At 67.5% G+C, this 20,641-nt stretch carries 19 protein-coding genes, 1 pseudogene and 1 riboswitch; of the genes and pseudogenes, 16 read left to right on the forward strand and 4 right to left on the reverse strand.

The window, feature by feature from the left end:
- Positions 1 to 8 precede the first annotated feature (8 nt).
- Positions 9 to 1,277: pseudogene (locus tag AZG88_RS28590) on the reverse strand (MFS transporter); the annotation flags it as partial.
- 146 nt (positions 1,278 to 1,423) lie between these two features.
- On the opposite strand from AZG88_RS28590, the gene AZG88_RS28595 reads away from it, so the two are divergent.
- Positions 1,424 to 1,864, forward strand: a complete 441-nt coding sequence (locus AZG88_RS28595; RefSeq protein WP_005243149.1) for an SRPBCC family protein — start codon at positions 1,424 to 1,426, stop codon at positions 1,862 to 1,864.
- Positions 1,865 to 1,870: 6 nt separating this feature from the next.
- On the opposite strand, the gene AZG88_RS28600 is transcribed toward AZG88_RS28595, so the two are convergent.
- Positions 1,871 to 2,506, reverse strand: a complete 636-nt coding sequence (locus tag AZG88_RS28600; protein ID WP_005243146.1) for a TetR/AcrR family transcriptional regulator — start codon at positions 2,504 to 2,506, stop codon at positions 1,871 to 1,873.
- A 209-nt stretch (positions 2,507 to 2,715) separates the two neighbouring features.
- Between AZG88_RS28600 and AZG88_RS28605 the strand changes: the two genes are divergently transcribed.
- The 15 genes from AZG88_RS28605 (at position 2,716) to gcvP (ending at position 17,523) form a co-directional block, all read left to right on the forward strand.
- Positions 2,716 to 3,519, forward strand: a complete 804-nt coding sequence (locus AZG88_RS28605) for an SDR family NAD(P)-dependent oxidoreductase (RefSeq protein ID WP_005243144.1) — start codon at positions 2,716 to 2,718, stop codon at positions 3,517 to 3,519.
- 41 nt (positions 3,520 to 3,560) lie between these two features.
- The gene (locus AZG88_RS28610; protein WP_061699831.1) at positions 3,561 to 4,682 is read left to right on the forward strand and encodes a DUF5938 domain-containing protein; all 1,122 of its coding nucleotides are present in this window, start codon (positions 3,561 to 3,563) and stop codon (positions 4,680 to 4,682) included.
- Positions 4,683 to 4,716: 34 nt separating this feature from the next.
- Positions 4,717 to 6,237, forward strand: a complete 1,521-nt coding sequence (locus tag AZG88_RS28615; RefSeq protein ID WP_061699832.1) for an acyl-CoA synthetase — start codon at positions 4,717 to 4,719, stop codon at positions 6,235 to 6,237.
- 71 nt (positions 6,238 to 6,308) lie between these two features.
- Positions 6,309 to 6,926 carry an NUDIX hydrolase gene (locus AZG88_RS28620; RefSeq protein ID WP_025432828.1) on the forward strand — a complete coding sequence of 206 codons (618 nt, stop codon included), beginning with the start codon at positions 6,309 to 6,311 and terminating at the stop codon, positions 6,924 to 6,926.
- A 42-nt stretch (positions 6,927 to 6,968) separates the two neighbouring features.
- On the forward strand, positions 6,969 to 8,027 hold the full coding sequence (locus tag AZG88_RS28625; RefSeq protein ID WP_005243134.1) for an SMP-30/gluconolactonase/LRE family protein: 1,059 nt from the start codon (positions 6,969 to 6,971) through the stop codon (positions 8,025 to 8,027).
- 114 nt (positions 8,028 to 8,141) lie between these two features.
- Positions 8,142 to 8,765, forward strand: coding sequence for a CDP-alcohol phosphatidyltransferase family protein (locus AZG88_RS28630; RefSeq protein WP_025432827.1), 624 nt, complete (start codon positions 8,142 to 8,144; stop codon positions 8,763 to 8,765).
- A complete protein-coding gene (locus AZG88_RS28635; RefSeq protein ID WP_005243130.1) occupies positions 8,765 to 9,628 on the forward strand; it encodes a DUF881 domain-containing protein in 864 nt (287 codons plus the stop codon). The genes AZG88_RS28630 and AZG88_RS28635 overlap by 1 nt, the downstream gene beginning before the upstream one ends.
- 32 nt (positions 9,629 to 9,660) lie before the next feature.
- Complete coding sequence (locus AZG88_RS28640) at positions 9,661 to 10,023, forward strand: small basic family protein (RefSeq protein ID WP_037179674.1); 363 nt, start codon at positions 9,661 to 9,663, stop codon at positions 10,021 to 10,023.
- A gap of 7 nt (positions 10,024 to 10,030) precedes the next feature.
- Entirely contained in the window at positions 10,031 to 10,777 is a 747-nt protein-coding gene (locus AZG88_RS28645) for a DUF881 domain-containing protein (protein ID WP_005243126.1), read from the forward strand.
- 42 nt (positions 10,778 to 10,819) lie between these two features.
- Positions 10,820 to 11,224 carry a glycine cleavage system protein GcvH gene (gcvH, locus tag AZG88_RS28650; protein ID WP_060968994.1) on the forward strand — a complete coding sequence of 135 codons (405 nt, stop codon included), beginning with the start codon at positions 10,820 to 10,822 and terminating at the stop codon, positions 11,222 to 11,224.
- A gap of 296 nt (positions 11,225 to 11,520) precedes the next feature.
- Complete coding sequence (gene odhI / locus AZG88_RS28655; protein WP_206032940.1) at positions 11,521 to 12,045, forward strand: oxoglutarate dehydrogenase inhibitor Odhl; 525 nt, start codon at positions 11,521 to 11,523, stop codon at positions 12,043 to 12,045.
- Complete coding sequence (ftsR, locus tag AZG88_RS28660) at positions 12,042 to 12,782, forward strand: transcriptional regulator FtsR (protein ID WP_005243120.1); 741 nt, start codon at positions 12,042 to 12,044, stop codon at positions 12,780 to 12,782. The genes odhI and ftsR overlap by 4 nt, the downstream gene beginning before the upstream one ends.
- Positions 12,783 to 12,924: 142 nt before the next feature.
- Positions 12,925 to 13,398, forward strand: coding sequence for a bifunctional nuclease family protein (locus tag AZG88_RS28665; protein ID WP_005243119.1), 474 nt, complete (start codon positions 12,925 to 12,927; stop codon positions 13,396 to 13,398).
- A gap of 284 nt (positions 13,399 to 13,682) precedes the next feature.
- Positions 13,683 to 14,303 carry a MerR family transcriptional regulator gene (locus tag AZG88_RS28670; protein WP_005243116.1) on the forward strand — a complete coding sequence of 207 codons (621 nt, stop codon included), beginning with the start codon at positions 13,683 to 13,685 and terminating at the stop codon, positions 14,301 to 14,303.
- Positions 14,304 to 14,372: 69 nt separating this feature from the next.
- Positions 14,373 to 14,496: riboswitch (glycine riboswitch) on the forward strand.
- 174 nt (positions 14,497 to 14,670) lie between these two features.
- On the forward strand, positions 14,671 to 17,523 hold the full coding sequence (gene gcvP, locus AZG88_RS28675; protein WP_061699833.1) for an aminomethyl-transferring glycine dehydrogenase: 2,853 nt from the start codon (positions 14,671 to 14,673) through the stop codon (positions 17,521 to 17,523).
- Positions 17,524 to 17,568: 45 nt separating this feature from the next.
- Here the strand turns inward: gcvP and AZG88_RS28680 are convergent, their stop codons facing one another.
- The gene (locus tag AZG88_RS28680; RefSeq protein ID WP_061699834.1) at positions 17,569 to 18,723 is read right to left on the reverse strand and encodes a metallophosphoesterase; all 1,155 of its coding nucleotides are present in this window, start codon (positions 18,721 to 18,723) and stop codon (positions 17,569 to 17,571) included.
- A complete protein-coding gene (locus tag AZG88_RS28685; protein WP_061699835.1) occupies positions 18,720 to 20,510 on the reverse strand; it encodes a substrate-binding domain-containing protein in 1,791 nt (596 codons plus the stop codon). The genes AZG88_RS28680 and AZG88_RS28685 overlap by 4 nt, the downstream gene beginning before the upstream one ends.
- Between the last annotated feature and the right edge of the window lie 131 nt (positions 20,511 to 20,641).

Raw genomic sequence — 20,641 nt, forward strand, 5'->3', positions numbered from 1 at the left:
AGTGCGCTGCCGACTTGCTGTGAGGCGTTCAGCAACGCTGCCGCGAGCCCTGCCTCGCCGGCAGGCACACCGGCGTTGGCTGCGGTCGTGACGCCGACGAAGACGGCGCCGAGACCGAACGACACGATCATCAGTCCGGGCAGCAGATCGCTGAGATAGGAGCCGTCGACGGGGATCCGGGACAGCAGGTAGAGGCCGGCCGAGGCCACCAGCGCTCCCGCGACGACGACGGGACGGGTTCCGGTCCGGGTGAGCACCTGGGACGAAATCCCGGCGGCGACACCGACGCCCAGGCAGAGCGGGAGGTAGGCCGCACCGGTCTGGATGGGGGAGTAGCCGAGAACGTTCTGCATGTAGAGAGTCAGGAAGAAGAACATCGCGATGAGACCCGCAAAGGCGATCAGCCCCGTGACATTCGCGGCTGCCAGACCCTTGACGCGGAAGATCGACAGCGGCAGCAGGGGGTGCGGGCTGCGCTGCTCGTTGATCACGAACGCCACGATCAGCACGAATGCACCGGCGAACCCGGCGATCGTGCGGGCGCTGCCCCAGCCCTGGTCGGGTGCCGTCACCAGGGCGTAGACGAGCAACAGCATCCCGCCGGTGCCGAGCACACTGCCCGCGACGTCGAAGTTCGCGAACCGGGCGCGGCGCCGGTCGCCGGGAATGAGCGCGAAGACCGCCGGAAGCACGAGCGCGCACGCGACCGGGTTGACGAACAGCACCCATCGCCAGCCCGGCCCCTCGGTGAGCACGCCGCCGAGAAAAACACCGACGGCGGAAGCGAGACCGCCCACCCCGGCCCAGACGCCGAGCGCGGTATGCCGCTCGGGGCCCTCCTCGAACGTCGTCGTCAGAATCGACAGCGCGGCCGGAAGCATCAGTGCCGCACCGACACCCTGCGCGAGTCGCGCCCCGATCAGGACTTCCGCGCTTCCGGCGAACCCGCCGATCAGCGACGACAACCCGATCACGACGGTGCCGGTGACGAGCACGCGACGGCGACCGAGCAGGTCGGCCAGGCGGCCGCCGAGCAGCATGAATCCGCCGTAGGTGAGGAGGTACGCGCTCGGTACCCATTGCAGTTCCTGAACCGAGATGTCCAGGTCGCTGCGCATGTCGGGCAGGGCGATGTTGACGATGGATGCGTCGACGAAGTCGAGAAATGCCACGGCGCACAACAGCGTCAGCGTGAGTGTGCCGCGGGCGGTGGAGAGAAACGGGCGTGCCGGGGTCGATCGCCCGGCCCGGGAGGTGTCGCTGACCGAGATGTCCATGTCGAAGCCTTCCTGGTCCTTGCGGGGAGACGCCGCGTTGCGCGCCGTCACTTCTATGACCGTCGGCCCGGTGGCGATGTGACCGCGCCGCGACTGCGTCGCGAGTACTGTCGGAACCCGGCAGGTCACGGAAACGGGAGGCTGGCATGGCTGGACGGTTCGAAGGCACTGTTGTGGTCAATCGCCCCATCGAGGAAGTGTTCGAGTACCTCGCCGCCGGGGTCAACGACCGGGACTTCAGTCCCCGGGTGCAGGAGATCGTGAAGAAGACGGACGGTCCGCCGGGCGTCGGCACCATCTTCGTCAGCACCGTCAAGGACGCCGGGATGACCACGAAACGGGAGTTCGAGATCACCGAATTCGAGGTGCCACGGAAGATTCGCTGGGCGGAGCGTTCGAAGAATTCCATCACCGCGAAAGAGGGTGGTTACGACCTCGAACCCTCGGGTGCAGGCACCAAGGTGACGATCTTCAACGTGCTGGAGGGTCACGGAATCGGAAAGCTGATCGCACCTCTCGCCCTTCGGGCGGCCCGGAAGGACGCACCCGATTTCGCGCAGCGGATCAAGGCCGCCGCGGAGAAGTGACCGGCCCTACGGTGCCGGAATGACGAGCGCCAGCACCTGATCGACGTTGTCCGCGAGGCTGTCCGCCGCGGTGTCGTCGCCCGACAGATACCGTGCGAGGCTCTGCTGGAACAGTCCGTCGAAGACCGCGTACATGGTGGCCGGGGCGATGGTGATCGTGCGCCCCGCCAATTCCGCGTACCGGGACACGATGCGCCAGATCATGTTTTCGAGACTCTTGTCGATCGCGGCGACGTCTGCTCGGAACGACTCCTCGAACAGCGACTGCGAGCGGAGGTCGTACCAGAGGCGATGCATGGTGGCCTCGTCGCGGAGCGAATCCACCAGCACCCGGCCGAATCCCGCCTTCAACTCCTCGGGAGTCTGCGCTGTGGCGACCACGCCGTCGTATCGCGTGACGCACCGGGCCTTGTAGTGCCGCACGCAGTGCGTGATCAGATCGACCTTGTCGCTGAAGTAGTAGTGCAGGACGCCGTGGGAGAACTCGGAGTTCTGGGCGATCTCCCGGAGGCTGGTGCGGGCGTAGCCGAGTTCCGAGAGAGTCTGCAACGCGGCCTCGGCGAGCTGATCCCGGCGCTCGGCGAACTTGTCGACCTGGCGGCGCGAGACCCGGTCGGCGTTCTTCTCGGCGACGGGTGTCACGGCATTCTTCCTGTTCGGCTCACATGATCCAGCACGGTGTGCATCAGTCTAGCCCGCATTCCTTGACGACTGTGTAACAAAAACTTGACAGTCGTCAAGAGAATTCTTGACAGTCGTCCAAAGTCGAATACTCTGTGATCCACACCACATTGCGGACTCGATCTCGTGACGTGGTTTCCGCGAATCGTCTCGTACGAAGGCAGGTCGGAATGAGCGTGAGTGATCTTGCAGGACGGAAAGCGCTGGTCACCGGTGGTGCGAAGGGGTTGGGTGCCGGTATGGCTGCCGCCCTCGCCGACGCCGGTGCGGCGGTCGTGATCGGCGACGTCCTCGAGGAGGAAGGGCGCGCGACTGCCGACTCCGTCGGGAAGTCCGGTGTCACCACCGGATTCGTGAAACTCGACGTCACCGACGACGGCAACTGGGAGCGCGCCGTCGCTGCCACCGTGGAGCAACTCGGCGGATTCGACCTCCTCGTCAACAACGCGGGCATCGAGATCTCGTCACTCGTGGTCGACATCGATCCCGCCGACATCCGCCGGATGTGCGACGTCAACATTCTCGGTGTCGCGCTCGGTCTGAAACACGGTCTGCGCGCCATGCGTCCCGGAGGCGCGGCGGGGGCGGGCGGGGCGATCGTCAACGTCTCCTCGGTGGCCGCGACGATCCCGTTCCCGGGCATCGCCGGGTACTCCGCCACCAAGTCGGCTGTCGACCGGCTGACCCGGGTCGCGGCCCAGGAGGCAGGCAAGCTCGGGTACGGCGTCCGCGTGAACTGCGTGTACCCCGGGCTGGTCGCCACGGAGATGGGACTCGGGCTGGCGGCCGACATGGAGAGGCTCGGGCTGTGGCCCAGCGCCGACGCCGCGGTCGCCGACGTGATCGGCCTGACGCCGCTCGGGCGACTCGGCGAGGTCGCGGACATCGCCGACACCGTCGTCTTCCTGGCCTCCGACGCCGCTCGTTTCGTCACCGGAATCGGCCTGCCGGTCGACGGTGGCATGGGCATGTAACCGATCCCCCCGGACTTTTCTCCCATTCTGAAAGGCACGTCATGACCGACAAGAAGCCCGTCATCGTCTACGGAGTCTCCGGTTACACCGGGCGGCTCGTGTGTGAATACCTGCGCGAGTTCAACATTCCGTTCATCGCTGCGGGGCGGGACAAGAAGCGGATCCAGGAAGTGCTCGACCGCATTCCCGGGCTGGACACCGTCGACCACGAGGTGGTCGAGGTGGAGCACACCGTCCCGGCTCTGACCGAACTGTTCAGCGGCGCACGGGTTGTCAGCAATATGGTCGGCCCGTTCATCAAGCACGGCGCCGTCGTCGTCGAGGCGGCTCTCGCCGCGGGTTGTCACTACACCGACACGACCGGTGAGCAGGACTGGGTTCTGGACGTGCAGGCGAAGTTCGGCGACAAGTTCGCGGAGAAGGGGCTGCTGCTGTCTCCGGGCGTCGCGCAGATGTACACCACCGGTGAGATCGCCGCGAACATCGCGCTGGAGACGCCGGGGTTGGACACTCTCGACATCCTGGTGTTGTGGAAGGGTTTTCCCACCTACGCCTCGACGCAGACGATCTTCACGATCCTCAAGGCCGACTGGTACTACCTCGAACAGAACCGGTACGAGAAGTGGTGCCCCGGTACCACATTCGAGGTCGTGGTGCCGGGACAGCACCAGATGGCCCTCGCGCTGCCGTGGGGCGGCACCTGTCATCCCGTGTGGTTCAAGGACGATCCGCGGGTCGCGAACGTAAAGGCAGCAGGCGGCGTGTTCGACCGTTCCGTGATGGAGGGTGTCGTCGCGACGCAGAAGATGGTCGAGGAGCAGATCAAGACCCTTCCCGCGGACGAGCAGGACGCGGCGCTCGCGGAGATCGCCGGCTCCGTGCAGGCGGGCATGCCGCCGAGGGAGAACCCGCGCGTCAACACGTCGCTCGACTCCGTGTACGCGTCGGGCCCGCTGGGTCGGGCGCACTGCGTCATCCACGGAAACTGCAACTACAAGCAGACGGGGCTCCTGCAGGCGTACGCCGCGTACTCCCTGTTGCAGCAACCCCCGAAGCGAACCGGTCTCGCGTCGGCGTGCCAGGCGTTCGGGCACCGCGAACTCCTGGGAATCCTGCGCAGCTTCGGTCTCGTGATGGAGCCGGTTCTCACCGTGCAGAGCTGACCGTCCCGGCCGCGACTTCGAGGAGGACCGCACCATGCGATTGACCGACTACCTCGACAAGGGTGCCTCGCTCGGACCGTCGTCGCCGTGCCTGACGATGGGCGACCGGACACTGACGTACGCCGATGTCCAGGACCTGAGCCGGCGCGTCGCGGCCGCGCTGGCACGGTCGGGGATCGCCGCGGGCGACAAGGTGGCCGTCCTGTCCGGCAACGACCCCACGGCGTTCTCCTGCGTGTTCGGGATCAGCCGGGCGGGTGCGGTGTGGTGCCCGATCAACCCGCGGAACGAGGCGGCGGAGAATCGGGACCTGCTCGACCTCTTCGACTGTCGCTGCCTGATCTTCCAGGAGGCGTTCGCGCCCTTGGTCGATCGGATCCGGCAGCAGTTGCCGCTGCTGACGACCCTCGTGTGTCTCGACGGCGACGAGGAGTACGCCCACCCGTTCGACGACTGGCTGGGTACCGAACGTCTCGACGCCGAGCCCGTCGACGACCTCGCGCTGATCGTCGGCACCGGCGGGACGACGGGGAAGCCGAAGGGGGTGATGCTCACCGGCCGGAACATCGAGACGATGTCTGCGCTGACCCTGATGAGCTACCCGTTCGACGGCAGACCGGTCTACCTCGCCCTCGCGCCGTTGACGCACGCGGCCGGTGTCCTGTGTTTCCCGATCCTCACCCTCGGCGGGCGGGTGGTCATCATGCCCGCGCCCGACCTGGGGCAGTTCCTCGCGCACATCGACCGGGACCGGGTCACCCACACCTTCCTTCCGCCGACCCTGATCTACATGCTGCTGGAGCACGCAGACCTGGAGACGACGGACCTGAGTTCGCTGCAATGCTTCTGGTACGGCGCGGCGCCGATCTCGCCGACCCGGCTCGAAGAAGCGCTGACCCGCATCGGGCCGGTGATGGCCCAGCTGTTCGGGCAGAGCGAGGCGCCGATGATGATCGCGACGATGGCGCCGAAAGACCATTTCCGTGCGGACGGCTCGGTCGCGACCGCCCGGCTGAGCTCCGCGGGCAGGCCCTCCCCGCTGGTCACCGTCGCGATCATGGACGGGCAGGGGACGCTGCTGCCTTCCGGTGAGCGAGGCGAAGTGGTCGTGCGCAGTTCGCTCGTCATGACGGGGTACTACAAGAATCCCGTTGCTACGCAGGAGGCGTCGGCGCACGGCTGGCATCACACGGGCGACATCGGGTACCTCGACGACGACAATTTCCTGTACATCGTCGACCGGGCCAAGGACATGATCATCACCGGCGGATTCAACGTCTATTCCGTCGAAGTGGAACAGGCGCTCATGGCGTACCCCGGAATCCAGGACTGCGGGGTGATCGGGCTCCCTGACGAGAAATGGGGCGAACGTGTCGTCGCCGTCGTCCAGTCCCGAGCCGGAACACCGATCGAGACCGACGCACTCACGGCGTTCGTGAAAGCGCGCATCGGCAGCGTGAAGACCCCGAAGGACATCCTGGTCTGGCCCGATCTGCCCCGTTCCAAACTGGGGAAGGTCCTCAAGAACGAGATCAGGCAGCAGCTGCTCGGCTGACGGCCGCGCGGGGTTGGAAACGCGGGGGATCGGAGCGTGGGTTTCGCCGCGACTGGCGATACTGTCGGGTGATGGTGAATGGGCACGCACTGAGCAGGGAACGGCTCGCCGACGCGCTGGCACGCTTCGAACCACGGATCGTGGACCCGACGAATCGGCGGTCCGCGGCGGTCGTGATCGCCGTGATGAACGACGGCGCCGACGGTCAGGCAGTTCCGCTGACCATGCGCCCGAGCAAGATGCGTGCGCATCCGGGGCAGTTCGCGTTGCCCGGCGGCGGAGTGGATCCGGGGGAGACCGGGGAGGACGCCGCCCGGCGTGAGCTGCACGAGGAACTCGGCCTCGACGTCGAGCCGTCCGCGGTGCTCGGCAGGCTCGACGACTACGTCACCCGCTCCGGGTACGTCATCACACCGTTCGTCGTGTGGTCGGACCAGCCGATCACGTCGCTCGTCCCCAATCGGGAGGAAGTGGCGGAAGTGTTCTCGGTGGGCGTTCCCGAGATCGACGCGGAGCCGCGGTTCGTCGAGATCCCCGAATCGTCGAAACCGGTGATCCAATGGCCGTTCCGGCGTCACCTCGTGCACGCCCCGACAGGCGCGGTCGTGTACCAGTTCCGGGAGGTCGCGCTGCACGGCAGGCACACCCGGATCGACGGTTTCGACCAGCCGGTCTTCGCCTGGCGTTAGCGAGACCATATCGACCGGCGGGCACGACTAATCTCACAGTTCGTGACCTTCTTCGAGTCTCTCGCCCGCAAGCTCGACCGCACCGGTGTCGACCCCGTCGTCTGGCACGCCCCGCCGCCACCACCACAGACGGGAGTGCTCGCGCCCAACGGGATGCTCGACGACGCGCATCGCTGGACGCTTCCCACCGGGGAAGGCCCGGAGGACGTTGCAGTCGATCACGACGGCCGGGTGGTCACCGGAGGCAACGACGGCCGGATCTGGCGGTTCGACAGCCGCGGACACGCCACCGAACTCGCGAACACTCACGGGCGGCCCCTCGGGGTCGAGATACTCGACGACGGCCGATTCCTGATCTGCGATGCCGAGCGCGGTGTGCTGCGTGTCGACGAAAAGGGACGCGTCGACGTGCTCGCCGGCGCCGCGGCCGGGCGCCCGCTCATGGCGTGCAACAACTCGGCGGTCGGCCGGGACGGCATCGTGTACTTCACCGACTCCTCGGCGCACTTCACGATCGCCGACCACCGCTACGACCTTCTCGAGCACCGCGGGACCGGCCGACTGCTGCGTCTGGACCCGCGGACGGGGGAGACCGACCTCCTCGCCGACGGACTGCAGTTCGCCAACGGCGTGGGACTGGCCTCGGACGAATCGTTCGTCCTCGTCGCCGAGACCGGCTCGTATCAGGTCTCCCGCGTCGACCTGACCGGCCCGTCGCAGGGCAGGACGTCGGTATGGGCCGCGAATCTGCCCGGCATACCGGACAATATGACGTCCCAGACACGGGACGGCCTGTTCTGGGTGGCGCTCTACAGTCCGCGGATGCGGTTGCTCGACCTGCTCGCGCCCTACCCCACGCTGCGCATCGTCGCGGCGAACCTGCCAGAGGCGGTGCAACCGAATCCGGAGCACGCCGGCTGGGTGATCGCCCTCGATCACCGCGGCGAGATCGTGCACAGCCTGCGCGGAGGCAAGGGCAGCTATTCCCCCGTCACAGGTGTGCGGGAGCACGACGGGTGGCTGTACCTGGGAAGTCTGACCTCGGACGCCGTCGCGCGCGTACCGGCCCCACCCGGACCTGGGCTCGTGCCGGGCGAGTGACACGGCCGGACGGACGGACGATCGACTGAACACGATCCCGCTTGTGGAAGAGTGGCGAGAGCGGTGCGACGAGCGCCCGAAGACAGGTCCGCACTCGACGCTGGGGAGATTTTGGTGAATTCGGTGGACCGGGACACAGCGCGGTCGGACCGGATCGTGACCGTCCCGAACCTCCTGAGCGTGGTTCGACTCCTCGGCGTGCCGCTGTTCGTATACCTTCTGCTCGTCACCCACTCCGACGGGTGGGCGCTCGCGATCCTCATGATCAGCGGCTTCACCGACTGGCTCGACGGCAAGCTGGCGCGGATCCTCGACCAGTCGTCGAAGCTGGGCGCGCTGCTCGACCCCTTCGTCGATCGCCTCTACGTCGTCACGACGCTGGTGACGTTCGTCCTGCGCGGATTCATCCCGTGGTGGGTGGCGGCCGTCCTGATCGGCCGCGACGTCGTTCTCGCGCTCACGCTGTTGATCTACCGACGGCGCGGTCTGCCACCCCCCGACGTGATGTACCTCGGCAAGGGCGCCACGTTCCTGCTGATGTTCGCGCTGCCGATGACCCTCGCGGCGCACGGTGACTGGAGCATCGCGACCGTGGCGCAGCCGCTCGGCGCTGCGCTCCTGATCTGGGGCACGGTGCTGTACGTGTGGACCGGGCTGCTCTACACCGTGAACGCGCTGACCGTCGCGCGCACCGTTCCCGTGCGACGACCGGGCGGCGAGGAACGCGAGGTCCATTGATGAAACCGACAGATTCCGGCATTCGCAGGAATCCGGTCCCGTCCCTGCTGCGGTCTCTGATGAACGATCATCTGGACCCCGGGTACGAGGGTGCGGCCGAGGATCGCGAGCAGGGACATTCACGACAGACGCGGGTCGGTCAGCAGGTGTGGATCGCGATCGGCGCGCTGCTCGTGGGGCTTGTGCTGTCGGTCGCCTACCGGCAGGCCACCGAACGCATCCCCGGCACCGAGCAGGTGCGGTCCGAACTCCTGAGCAAGGTGCAAGACGCCGAGGATCGGGCGGGCGCCCTCGCCGCCACCCGGGACACGCTGTCGACACAGACCGACGACGCGCGCGCCACCGCGCTGGCCGGCGACGCCCGGGGTGCGGCACTGCTCGACCAGCTTCGCGGACTCGAGGGAGATGCCGGAATCGAGGCTGTGCACGGTCCCGGCCTGACCGTGACGTTGACGGACCCCGCGGCCAAGCCCAACCTGTCCGACTCGTCCCAGCGCAGTGTCGGGGGGAAGGCTGTGGTGCTCGACCGCGACCTCCAGTCGGTGGTCAATTCGCTGTGGGCGAGCGGCGCCGAGGCCATCGCGGTCGGCGACGTGCGGATCGGCCCGTCGGTGACGATCCGCCAGGCGGGTGGCGCGATGCTCGTGGACAATCAGCCGGTGTTCTCGCCGTACGTGGTCTCGGCGATCGGCCCGCAGGGGCCGATGCAGACCGGATTCGTGGTGAGCGACGCCTATCTCAGGATGTCCAGCGTGGCGCAGTTGTACGGCATCGGCTTCGCGGTGGCGGAGTCCGACGATCTCCACTTGCCTGCCGCCCCGGCGCGGGAAGTGCGGGCAGCCCGGGAAGTGGGAACACGATGACAACGGCGGAGTCGAATGGAGGCGTCACACGAATGAAGGCAGCAGTGAAGGGCGGATCCGCGATCTACGGGGTGCTCGCCCTGATCGTGGGCATCGTGCTGGGCGTGGTGTTCAGCCCGCAAGTGCCCGACGCCGTGCAGCCCTACCTGCCCATCGCCGTCGTCGCCGCGCTCGACGCGGTGTTCGGCGGACTGCGCGCGTACCTCGACGAGATCTTCGACTCGAAGGTGTTCGTCGTCTCGTTCGTGTTCAACGTCCTGGTGGCGGCCCTGATCGTGTGGCTCGGTGACCAACTCGGTGTCGGAACCCAGCTGTCCACCGCGATCGTCGTCGTACTGGGTATCCGCATCTTCGGCAACGCGGCCGCGCTCCGGCGACGTCTGTTCGGGGCGTGATCGCGACGTGAGCGGGCACGAGGGCAGACACGAACTGCACGGGAACGAACCGGCGACGTCGCAGCGATCGCACGTCGTCTTCGCGCTGCTCGCCGCGCTTCTGCTCGGTGGGCTGGGAATCGCGATCGTGACGCAGGTGAAGAACACCGGGTCCGGCGACACTCTCGACTCGGCGAGCCCGGCGGATCTGCTGGTCGTCCTGGACACGCTGAACCAACGGGAGGCGGCCCTGCGGCAGGAGATCGCATCGCTGGAACAGACCTTGGCAACGTTGCAACAGAGCGGCAGCTCCGGGGCGGCGCTCGACGAGGCGCAGGCCCGCTTGACGGCGCTGTCGATCCAGGTCGGCAGCGCACCCGCCACCGGCCCCGGGGTGACGATGCGCATCACCGACCCCAACAAGGGGGTCGGCTCCGAGGTTCTGCTCGACCTCGTGCAGGAATTGCGTGCCGCGGGTGCCGAAGCCGTCCAGATCCAGGGGGCGGACGGTCCGCCCGTCCGGATCGGCGTCGACTCCTGGGTATCCGGTTCGGCCGGCGGTGTGTCGGTGGACGGCCGGAAGGTGAACGCCCCCTACGGGGTGGTCGCCATCGGCGATCCGCCGACTCTGGCGGCGGCCCTGAACATTCCCGGCGGGGTGGTCGACACGGTCGCGCGCAGCGGCGGACAGCTGACGATCGAACAATCGCAGCAGGTCACGATCTCCGCCTTGCGAGAGGCGAAACCTCGCCAATACGCTCAGCCCGGAAATTGATCTTCGCATCCGCCCGCGGATTGCCATCGAAAGGAAGCCACTGTGAGTGAGCTCGAAATCCCCGCCGATCGTCGGTACACCGCCGAACACGAGTGGGTCGAGCGGACGGGGCCCACGACGGTACGCGTCGGCATCACCGATTTCGCGCAGTCCCAGCTCGGCGACGTCGTGTTCGTCCAGCTTCCGGCGGTCGACGCGGCCGTGACGGCGGGCGAATCGTTCGGCGAGGTGGAATCCACCAAGAGCGTCTCCGACATCTTCGCCCCGCTGACGGCGAAAGTCGTTGCCGCCAACGCTGATCTGGACGGCAACCCGGAACTCGTGAACTCCGCGCCCTACGGGCAGGGGTGGCTGGTGGACCTCGGCGTCGACGACGAGGCAGCCCTCGACGCGGCACTGGCCGAAATGCTGGACGCCGCCGGCTATGCAGACATCACGGCAGGATAATTTCCCGACAACACGCGAAGCGGTAATCGGATAGTTTCGGAAGATGCCGACAGCCCGGAAAACGGGGTTGCCGGAGAAATCCGCTGTCGGAATACCGGTTCGTAATGTGCTGGCGGCCTGTCTCACTACACGCACCGGCGTGCGCAGGGTACGGTCGATGTTGAACGCATGTGCCGTGTCGGGGCGCAGGTCCGTAGTTTGAATGTGATCGTGGGAGTTTGCACAGAAGTTAATGTGCACGGGAACCGAATTATGTAGTACCGAGTGGCATTGCGTAGTCCAGCGAATCTTGCTGGATGATCGAACTAGGAGGAGAAACGGTGAGCGAGAACGGCAACGACGCGGTCTATGGGGAGACGCCGGCGGAAACCACGTCGGTCTTCCGCGCGGACTTTCTCAATGAGCTCGACAGCTCCTCGGCAACCCAGGCTCCGGAAGCCCCGGTGTCGGGTGTGGAGGGACTGCCCGCGGGCTCTGCTCTGCTCGTCGTCAAGCGTGGACCGAACGCAGGGTCGCGCTTCCTGCTCGACCAGCCGACGACGTCCGCGGGACGACACCCCGACAGCGACATCTTCCTCGACGACGTGACCGTCAGCCGTCGTCATGCGGAGTTCCGCCAGGAGGACGACGAGTTCCAGGTGGTCGACGTCGGCAGCCTCAACGGCACCTACGTCAACCGCGAGCCGGTCGACTCGGCTGTGCTGGCGAACGGTGACGAGGTCCAGATCGGCAAGTTCCGACTGGTCTTCCTGACCGGACCCCGGACCACTGCCGGTGGCTCGCAGATCGGTGAGACGTCAGCTGGTGCGGGTAGCCAATGACCGCGGTGCGGCAGCAGCAGGCGCAATCAGGGATGTCGATCGGCTCCGTGCTGGATCGACTGCGCCCCGATTTTCCTGATGTGACGATCTCGAAGATCCGATTCCTCGAAGCCGAGGGTCTCATCAGCCCCCAGCGCACACCCTCGGGGTATCGGCGATTCTCGATCGCCGACTGTGAACGACTGCGCTACGTTCTCACTGCGCAGCGCGATCAGTATCTGCCGCTGAAGGTCATCAAGGAGCAGCTCGAGGCCATCGACAGAGGTGTGGCCACGGTCGGCGCGGGCGATTCTTCGCCGCGCCGGCCGCGTGCGCTCACCGTGGCCCCGGGCGAGGTCTCCCCGGAGGAGTTCCTCACCGACCGCGAGGTGCGGATCAGTCGCGACGACCTGATCTCCCGGGCGGGAATCGACGAGAAGTTCCTCGGCGAACTGACCCGCGGAGGCCTGGTCGTTCCCGGGCCGGCGGGGTTCTTCGACGAGGACGCGGTGACACTGGCGCGCACCGCGAGGGCGATGTCCGAATTCGGACTCGAGGTGCGGCACCTGAGGGCGTTCAAACTGGCAGCCGACCGCGAGGCCGGGTTGGTCGCGCAGATCGCCGGACCCGTCGCCAAGGGCCGTGACGCCGGCGCACGTGATCGCGCCGAGGAGATGGTGCGCGAACTGGCCGCCCTGTCTCTGACGTTGCACACCTGCCTGGTGAAGTCGGCAGTCCGGGGTGCGCTCGATCGGTGAGGTGAGCTCGCCGACCGTTCCAACTTCCCAACGACGCTGCGCTCGAACGGTTGTACGGTCGAAGAGCAGACACGAATCGAATAGAATCCTGGTACGGCATTGTGTGCCGCGGACGGACCATTGCAGGGTGGAGGCAGACGCGATGAGCGAAATGCACGTGATCGGAGTTCGTGTCGACCAGCCCCAAAATCAACCGGTTCTGCTGTTGCGTGAAACCGACGGCGAGCGGTACCTGCCCATCTGGATCGGCCAGACCGAGGCCACCGCGATCGCACTCGAACAGCAGGGTGTCGAGCCGGCGCGTCCGTTGACCCACGACCTGATCAAGAACCTGATCGAAGCCTTCGGTCGCACCCTGAAGGAAGTTCGCATCGTGGACCTGCGCGAGGGCACGTTCTACGCCGACCTCGTGTTCGACCAGAACACCCGCGTCTCGGCCCGCCCGTCCGACTCAATCGCCATCGCACTGCGGATCGGGGTGCCGATCTTCGCCGAGGAGGCGGTGCTCACGGAGGCCGGTCTGGTCATGCCCGACGAGCGTGAGGACGAGGTCGAGAAGTTCAAAGAATTCCTCGAGTCCGTGTCGCCGGACGATTTCAAGGCCACTGACGGCTAGATTGCACCTGCGGAAGAGCCTCGGGCGCGGAGTAACGGTTGAGGTTCTTGCGGCGCGTTGCGTTGACCCCGTCTCTTCGGAGTCATAGCGTTCGGTGCAGTGATTTTCTGCCCTGCAGATTGTATCGGGCGTACGCTGAGTAGGTTCAGGGTACGGACTTGCTCGATGTCACTGGTGGCGCTTGCGCCGCTCGATGTGCTGCGGCTGTGCCGCGGACACTGGCGACGCGCGTCACAGGCGCACTGATCGTCGGGTTCAGTGCAACATGCGAGAGGGAGTAGTCAGTGGGAGATCGGCCGCAGGAGAATGCGCTGAATCTTGCGCCCGGCGACAACGTTGCCGAGTCCGAATTCAGCTCCGAGGAGATCCAACCGGGCCTCTTCCCGGACGATTCCGTGCCCGACGACCTGGTCGGATACCGCGTCCCCATCGCCTGCCAGATCGCGGGAATCACCTACCGCCAGCTCGATTACTGGGCTCGCACATCCCTCGTCGTGCCGTCCATTCGTGGCGCAGCAGGTTCGGGCAGCCAACGGCTGTACTCGTTCAAAGACATCCTCGTCCTCAAGATCGTCAAGCGTCTGCTCGACACCGGAATATCCTTGCAGAACATCCGCGTGGCCGTCGACCACCTCCGTAAGCGCGGAGTGCGGGACTTGGCCAAGATCACACTTTTCTCGGACGGGACCACGGTCTACGAGTGCACGTCGCCCGAAGAGGTCGTCGATCTGCTCCAGGGCGGGCAGGGCGTCTTCGGTATCGCGGTGAGCGGTGCAATGCGCGAACTGACCGGCACCATCGCCGATTTCCCGGCCGAGCGCGCCGACGGCGGCGCGAGCGAGCAGAGCCCCGAGGACGAACTGGCGTCGCGGCGCAAGAACCGCGCGAGCCGCAAGACGGGCTAGCCCGCATCCATCGGAGCGCGGCGCTGCCTGCGCCGCCATCTGCAGCCGTGACATAGACTGGCGGTGCGTCGACGCCGTGCGGGAGAGTTCCGGGCACTGCAAACACAGAAACATCGTGTGTGCGGGAGTTCGGGCGCCGAAGGAGCAACACCTCCCCGTCAATCTCTCAGGCAGACAGGACCGTGCGGGCTCCGACGTCTCTGGAAAGCGGTGGGAGCACCCACCCGCCCACGGGGAAAGGGCCGTCTTCACACGTGAACGACGGTACCGAATCTCTCAGGCGCTCGACTCGAGCAGGCGACAGAGGGGGAGGGACGTTCCGCTACGCGGGGCGTGTCCTGATCCTCCGAACTGCTTGGGAGTTGTCGTGATCGACGCTGGAAGCCGTACATTCGCCGATCGTCATGTCGGCCCGAACGCTGCGGAACTCGCGCACATCCTCGAGCTGGTCGGAGCCGATTCGCTCGACGACCTCGCGTCGAAGGCTGTCCCCGCCGTCATCCTGGACGGGGTCACGGGCGGCATCGCCGACGGCCTCGACTCACTGCCCGCACCGGTGTCCGAGCACGAAGCGCTCGCGGAACTGTCCGCACTCGCCGCGCAGAACACCGTGGCGACGTCCATGATCGGTCTCGGCTACTACGACACCCTCACCCCGCCGGTCCTGATCCGGAACATCATCGAGAACCCGGCCTGGTACACGGCCTACACCCCGTACCAGCCCGAGATCAGCCAGGGCCGACTCGAAGCCCTCCTCAACTTCCAGACGATGGTCGCCGACCTGACCGGCATGGAGGTCGCCAACTCGTCGATGCTCGACGAGGCCACCGCCGCCGCCGAGGCGATGACACTGCTGCGCCGGGCGAGCAAGAGCAAGTCCCCGCGGTTCGTCGTCGATGCCGACCTGTTCCCGCAGACGCTGGCCGTCGTCGAGACCCGGGCCGAGCCGCTCGGCATCGAGATCGTGGTGGCCGACCTGTCCGCCGGCCTGCCGGACGGTGACTTCTTCGGCGTCCTCGCGCAGATGCCCGGCGGGTCCGGCCGCATCGTCGACTACACCGACGTGATCGCCGCCGCCCACGAGCGCGGCGCACTGGTCGCGGTCGGGGCGGATCTGCTGGCGCTCACCCTCCTCACCCCGCCCGGCGAGATCGGGGCCGACGCCTGCTTCGGCACCACCCAGCGGTTCGGTGTCCCCATGGGCTTCGGTGGCCCGCACGCCGGCTACCTCGCCGTGCACACCAAGCACGCACGTCAACTCCCCGGCCGTCTGGTGGGCGTCTCCGTCGATGCCGACGGTGACAAGGCGTACCGGCTGGCGCTGCAGACCCGGGAGCAGCACATTCGCCGCGAGAAGGCGACGTCGAACATCTGCACCGCACAGGTGCTGCTGGCGATTCTGGCGGCCATGTACGCCAGCTACCACGGCGCCGAGGGCCTGAAGGCGATCGCCCTGCGCGTCGCGAACACGGCGCACTCCCTGGCTGCCGCGCTCCGCAAGACCGGGGCGGTCGTCGTCCACGAGCACTTCTTCGACACGATTCTCGTGCGAGTCGACGGCCGGGCAGCGGACGTGGTGGCGAAGGCGAAGGACGCCGGCATCAACCTGCGGCTCGTCGACGCCGATCACGTCGCCATCGCGTGCGACGAAGCCACCACCGACGACGACGTCGCCCACGTGCTCGCGGCGTTCGGCGGCGAAGGCGCCGTGACCGAGGAAGCGGGCACGTCCGTCCCCGACTCGCAGCTCCGCGGATCCGACTACCTGCAGCACGAAGCGTTCACCCGGTACCGCACCGAGACGGCGATGCTGCGCTACCTGCGGGCGTTGTCCGACAAGGACATCGCACTCGACCGCAGCATGATCCCGCTCGGTTCCTGCACGATGAAGCTCAATGCCACCGCCGAGATGGAAGCGATCACCTGGCCCGCGTTCGCCGGACTGCACCCGTTCGCGCCGACAGGGGACACCCCGGGAATCCTCCGCATCATCAAGGACCTCGAGAACTGGCTCGTCGCCGTCACCGGCTACGACGCGGTCAGCCTGCAGCCGAATGCCGGTAGCCAGGGCGAGTACGCAGGGCTGCTCGCGATCCGCAACTACCACCTCAGCCGCGGAGACGACCACCGCGACACCTGCCTCATCCCGTCGAGCGCCCACGGCACCAACGCCGCATCCGCGGTCATGGCCGGGATGCGCGTCGAGGTCGTCGCGTGCCGCCCGAACGGTGACGTGGACCTGGACGACCTGCGGGCGAAGATCGCCGACCATGCCGAGCGCCTCGCGGCGATCATGATCACCTACCCGTCCACACACGGTGTGTACGAGCACGAGATCGCCGACATCTGCGCCGCCGTCCACGACGCCGGCGGACAGGTGTACGTCGACGGCGCCAACCTCAACGCCCTGGTCGGCCTGGCCCGCCCCGGCCGGTTCGGCGGCGACGTGAGCCACCTCAACCTGCACAAGACGTTCTGCATCCCGCACGGCGGCGGTGGCCCCGGTGTCGGTCCGATCGGTGTGCGGTCCCACCTCACGCCGTTCCTGCCCGGACATCCGCTCGCACCCGAACTCGGCACCGCCGGACCGATCTCGGCGGCCCCTTACGGCAGTGCGTCGATCCTGCCGATCACCTGGGCGTACATCCGGATGATGGGTGCCGTCGGGCTGCGTCGCGCAAGCCTGACCGCCATCGCCTCGGCCAATTACATCGCGCGCCGCCTGGACGAGTACTTCCCCGTCCTCTACACCGGCGAGGGCGGAATGGTGGCCCACGAGTGCATCCTCGACCTCCGGCCGATCACCAAGGACACCGGTGTGACCGTGGACGACGTAGCAAAGCGCCTCGCCGACTACGGTTTCCACGCACCGACGATGAGCTTCCCGGTGGCGGGCACCCTGATGGTGGAGCCCACCGAGAGCGAGAACCTCGAAGAGATCGACGCCTTCTGCGAGGCGATGATCGCGATCCGCGCCGAGATCGACCGCGTGGGTGCGGGGGAGTGGCCGGTGGACGACAACCCGTTGCGCGGTGCCCCGCACACGGCCGGTTGCCTGGTAGCGGAATGGAACCACCCCTACACCCGTGAGACGGCGGTGTTCCCCCGCGGCAAGGCACGGCCGAAGGTGTGGCCGGCGGTCCGGCGCATCGACGGCGCGCACGGCGACCGCAACCTCGTGTGCTCCTGCCCGCCGATCTCCGCGTTCGAAGGCGCCTGACACCGACGATGCCCGTCCCGCTCACGCGGGGCGGGCATCGCTCGCTCAGTCCTCGCGCACCAGCTCGAGGACCGTGATCTCCGGCGGGGCGGCCACGCGCACGGGCGGACCCCACGTGCCCACACCGCGAGTGGTGTATAGGACGGTGTTCCCGATGCGGTCCAGCCCCATCACCGACGGCTGCTGCAGCGGCACCAGATACCGCAGCGGCCACATCTGCCCGCCGTGCGTGTGCCCCGACAGTTGCAGGTCGACACCGAGGTCTGACGCTTCCAGTGCCTGCCGCGGTTCGTGCGCGAGCAGCACGACGAACGTCGACGGATCGCGTCCGGCGAGCGCGGCAGGAAGATCGGGTTCGTACGGGGCCGGCGAGGAGTAGTCGTGGATGCCCGCGATGTCGATGGCGACGCCGCCTCGGGTGATCGTCGCGCGCTCGTTGCGTAGCGTCCGGATGCCCAGTCGGTCCCACACGTCCAGCCATCGGCCACCGTCGTCGGCGTAGAACTCGTGATTGCCGCTGACACCGAACACCCCGAGCGGGGCCTCGAGGTCGCCGAGTGGTTGCAGATCGGGCGATACCTTCGCGACGGTCCCGTCGACCAGATCGCCCGCGATCGCGACGAGATCCGGCTGCTCCGCGTTCACCAGGTCGACGACACGCCGGGTGAAATCCACTCCTCGCGCCGGGCCGACGTGGAGGTCGGACACGAGCGCCACACGCACACCGTCGAACTCGGCGGGGAGACGTTTCAGCGGCACCCGAACCCGCACGATCCGCGGCCGCGCGGCCTCCGACACCCCGTAACCGGCGGCGCCGACGGCACCCACCACGACGACGGCGGTGGCGATGCGCAGGCCGCGCCGCCGCGACAGATCGACCTGTTCGTCGTTCCCGGTACCGCGCAGGCGGGCGAACAGCCGCGTCAGCAGTGACACCAGTGCGACCAGGAGAAGTCCCAGCACCAGATAGAACATCGCGCCGAGCCACACCCAGCCCACCCACCCCGGGGGACGCGCCCATCCCGGGTCGAAGGCTTCGCCGCTGCCGACGCCGACGACCGCGAGAACCCACAGGACCACGAGGGTCACGTCGACGACCACCGACCAGGGACGGCCCAGCCCGGTGGCTCGGACGAGTCGCCGGTGGAGCCACCAGCTGACGAGTGCGAGGAAGACCGCGAAGACCAGGAGCCTCGTCACGACAGCAGCTTGCTGATCGCGGTCGGCAAGGCCGCTCCGTCCGAGGACGCGACCTTCTCCAGCGACCCGCCGGTGCGATCGGCCAACGCCTGCAACGTGTTGAGGTCGGAATTCTCGCCGATCGTCACCACGTCGATGCGCACCGGCTTCGACGTGCTCGACGCCGCGGCGATGGCCGCCAGCAGATCCGCGCGCGCGACGGAGTCGTCGTTGGCGCCGTCGGTGACGAGCAGCACCGAATTGGTGAGGCCCGGCGTGTATCCGTCGACCGCACTCTTGTAGGCAGCTTCGAGCGAGGTGTACGTCGAGGTTCCGGTGGCGGGTGTTGCCTTGGCGAGCCGGGCGTCGAGGGCTTGCCTGCGGGTGCCCTCGGTGAAACCGCCCGCCGAGAGCGGACCGGTCGCGACCACGGTCGTGTACGGCCGTGACCCGTCGAGCGTCGTGCTGTACTCCCACAGTCCGAGGTTCGACGAGTCCGGAGCACGGTCGACGTGGGCTGCGAGCGCTGCCGTCGTGTTCGCCAGGCGCGTCGCCGTTCCCTCGCGCTCACCCATCGAGCTGGAAACATCGAGCAGGACGGTGGAGGTGCGGGGCGTGATCGGATTCCGGATCACGTGCATCAGCTCGGCCGCAGCCGCCGCATCCGCGGGAACCAGGGTGGATTCGAAACCGGGAAAGGCCAGCGTGGTGTCGTCGGGGCGGGCCAGTCCCTCGACCCGGAATCCGGCGTCGGCCAGGACCTGCGCCTGTTCGGGTCGACGGACGAACTCCGCGAACTGCGCGGCGGCGCGGCTCTGCGTCTCGTCGACGGACGGGCCGGCCAGGACAGCCGCCGGATGATCCGCCACGGGTGTCGGGCCTTTCGGCATCGATGTGGTGATGTCGGCTCCGGGTGCGTCGCGCAGGGCCTGGTAGACCTGCTGTTCGGTAGCCGCGACCGCGTGGATGTCGGAGGTCGCAGGATCGCCCTGCTCGGCCAGCGCGGTGAGTGCCTCCCGCGTCGTCGCGGGCTTCGGCCCCGACGACGCCGCCTCGTAGCCGAGCGCCAGACCGGTGAGTGCCGACGTGACCGGAGCGGAACGAGCCTGCTCCTCCGTCACCGGACCCGTGCTGCTTCCCGTCACCGCGGCCGCGACCGCCTCGACTGCCATCTCCGTACTCTCGGCGCCGGGGCCGACGGGGAGCGCCATGCCCAGACTGCCCCAGCCCGGCAGACCGAGAGCCGCGAGGGAATTGCGGCCGGTCTGCAGCGACGGCAAGTCCTTCCAGTCGATCGCCGGCGTGCCCGGCGCATTCGCGAACGCCGTCCGGACCGCGAGCACCACCGGGCTGGTCGCCACGGGACGCGCTTCGCCGCTGATGACGCCGGTTGCCGACACCTGCTTGACGGAATGCGAGCTCGACGGAATCCACAGAGCGGGCCGAGGACCGAGTGCGGCTGCGTCCCACGGGCCGTCCGGCCCCGCGGACAAGGCGTCGCGCACGGTGTCGGACGCGACGGCAGTGACCGTCACCGACACACACTGGTCGCGTATCACCGGCGCCGTCTCCATGAAATGGTCGGCAAGAGTCTGCAGCTGGGGTGCGATATCGGGATCCGCCGCGACCGCGAGTCCGGATTCGCCTTCGACGCAGGCGCCCGCGGCAGCTACTCCCTGATCGTTGATCCGGTCACGCAACTGGAACCAGCCCACCACGCCCAGCACGAGCACGACGACGAGACCGAGCACGATCAAAGGCCCCCTGCTGATACCCCTGGCGCGCGATTCGCCGCGATGCTGCCCCACGTGCTTTCCAGCCCCTGTCCGACGAGTTCGACGTTGACCCTCGCAGTGTAGTGATGCGCAGGATCACCCCGGCCTGACACGTGAGTGGCGAAGCGTGCGCGAGCACACTTTGCCACTCACGTGGGGGCGAC

This window comes from Rhodococcus sp. LB1, assembly GCF_001583455.1.
Taxonomy (GTDB): Bacteria; Actinomycetota; Actinomycetes; order Mycobacteriales; family Mycobacteriaceae; genus Rhodococcus_F; species Rhodococcus_F opacus.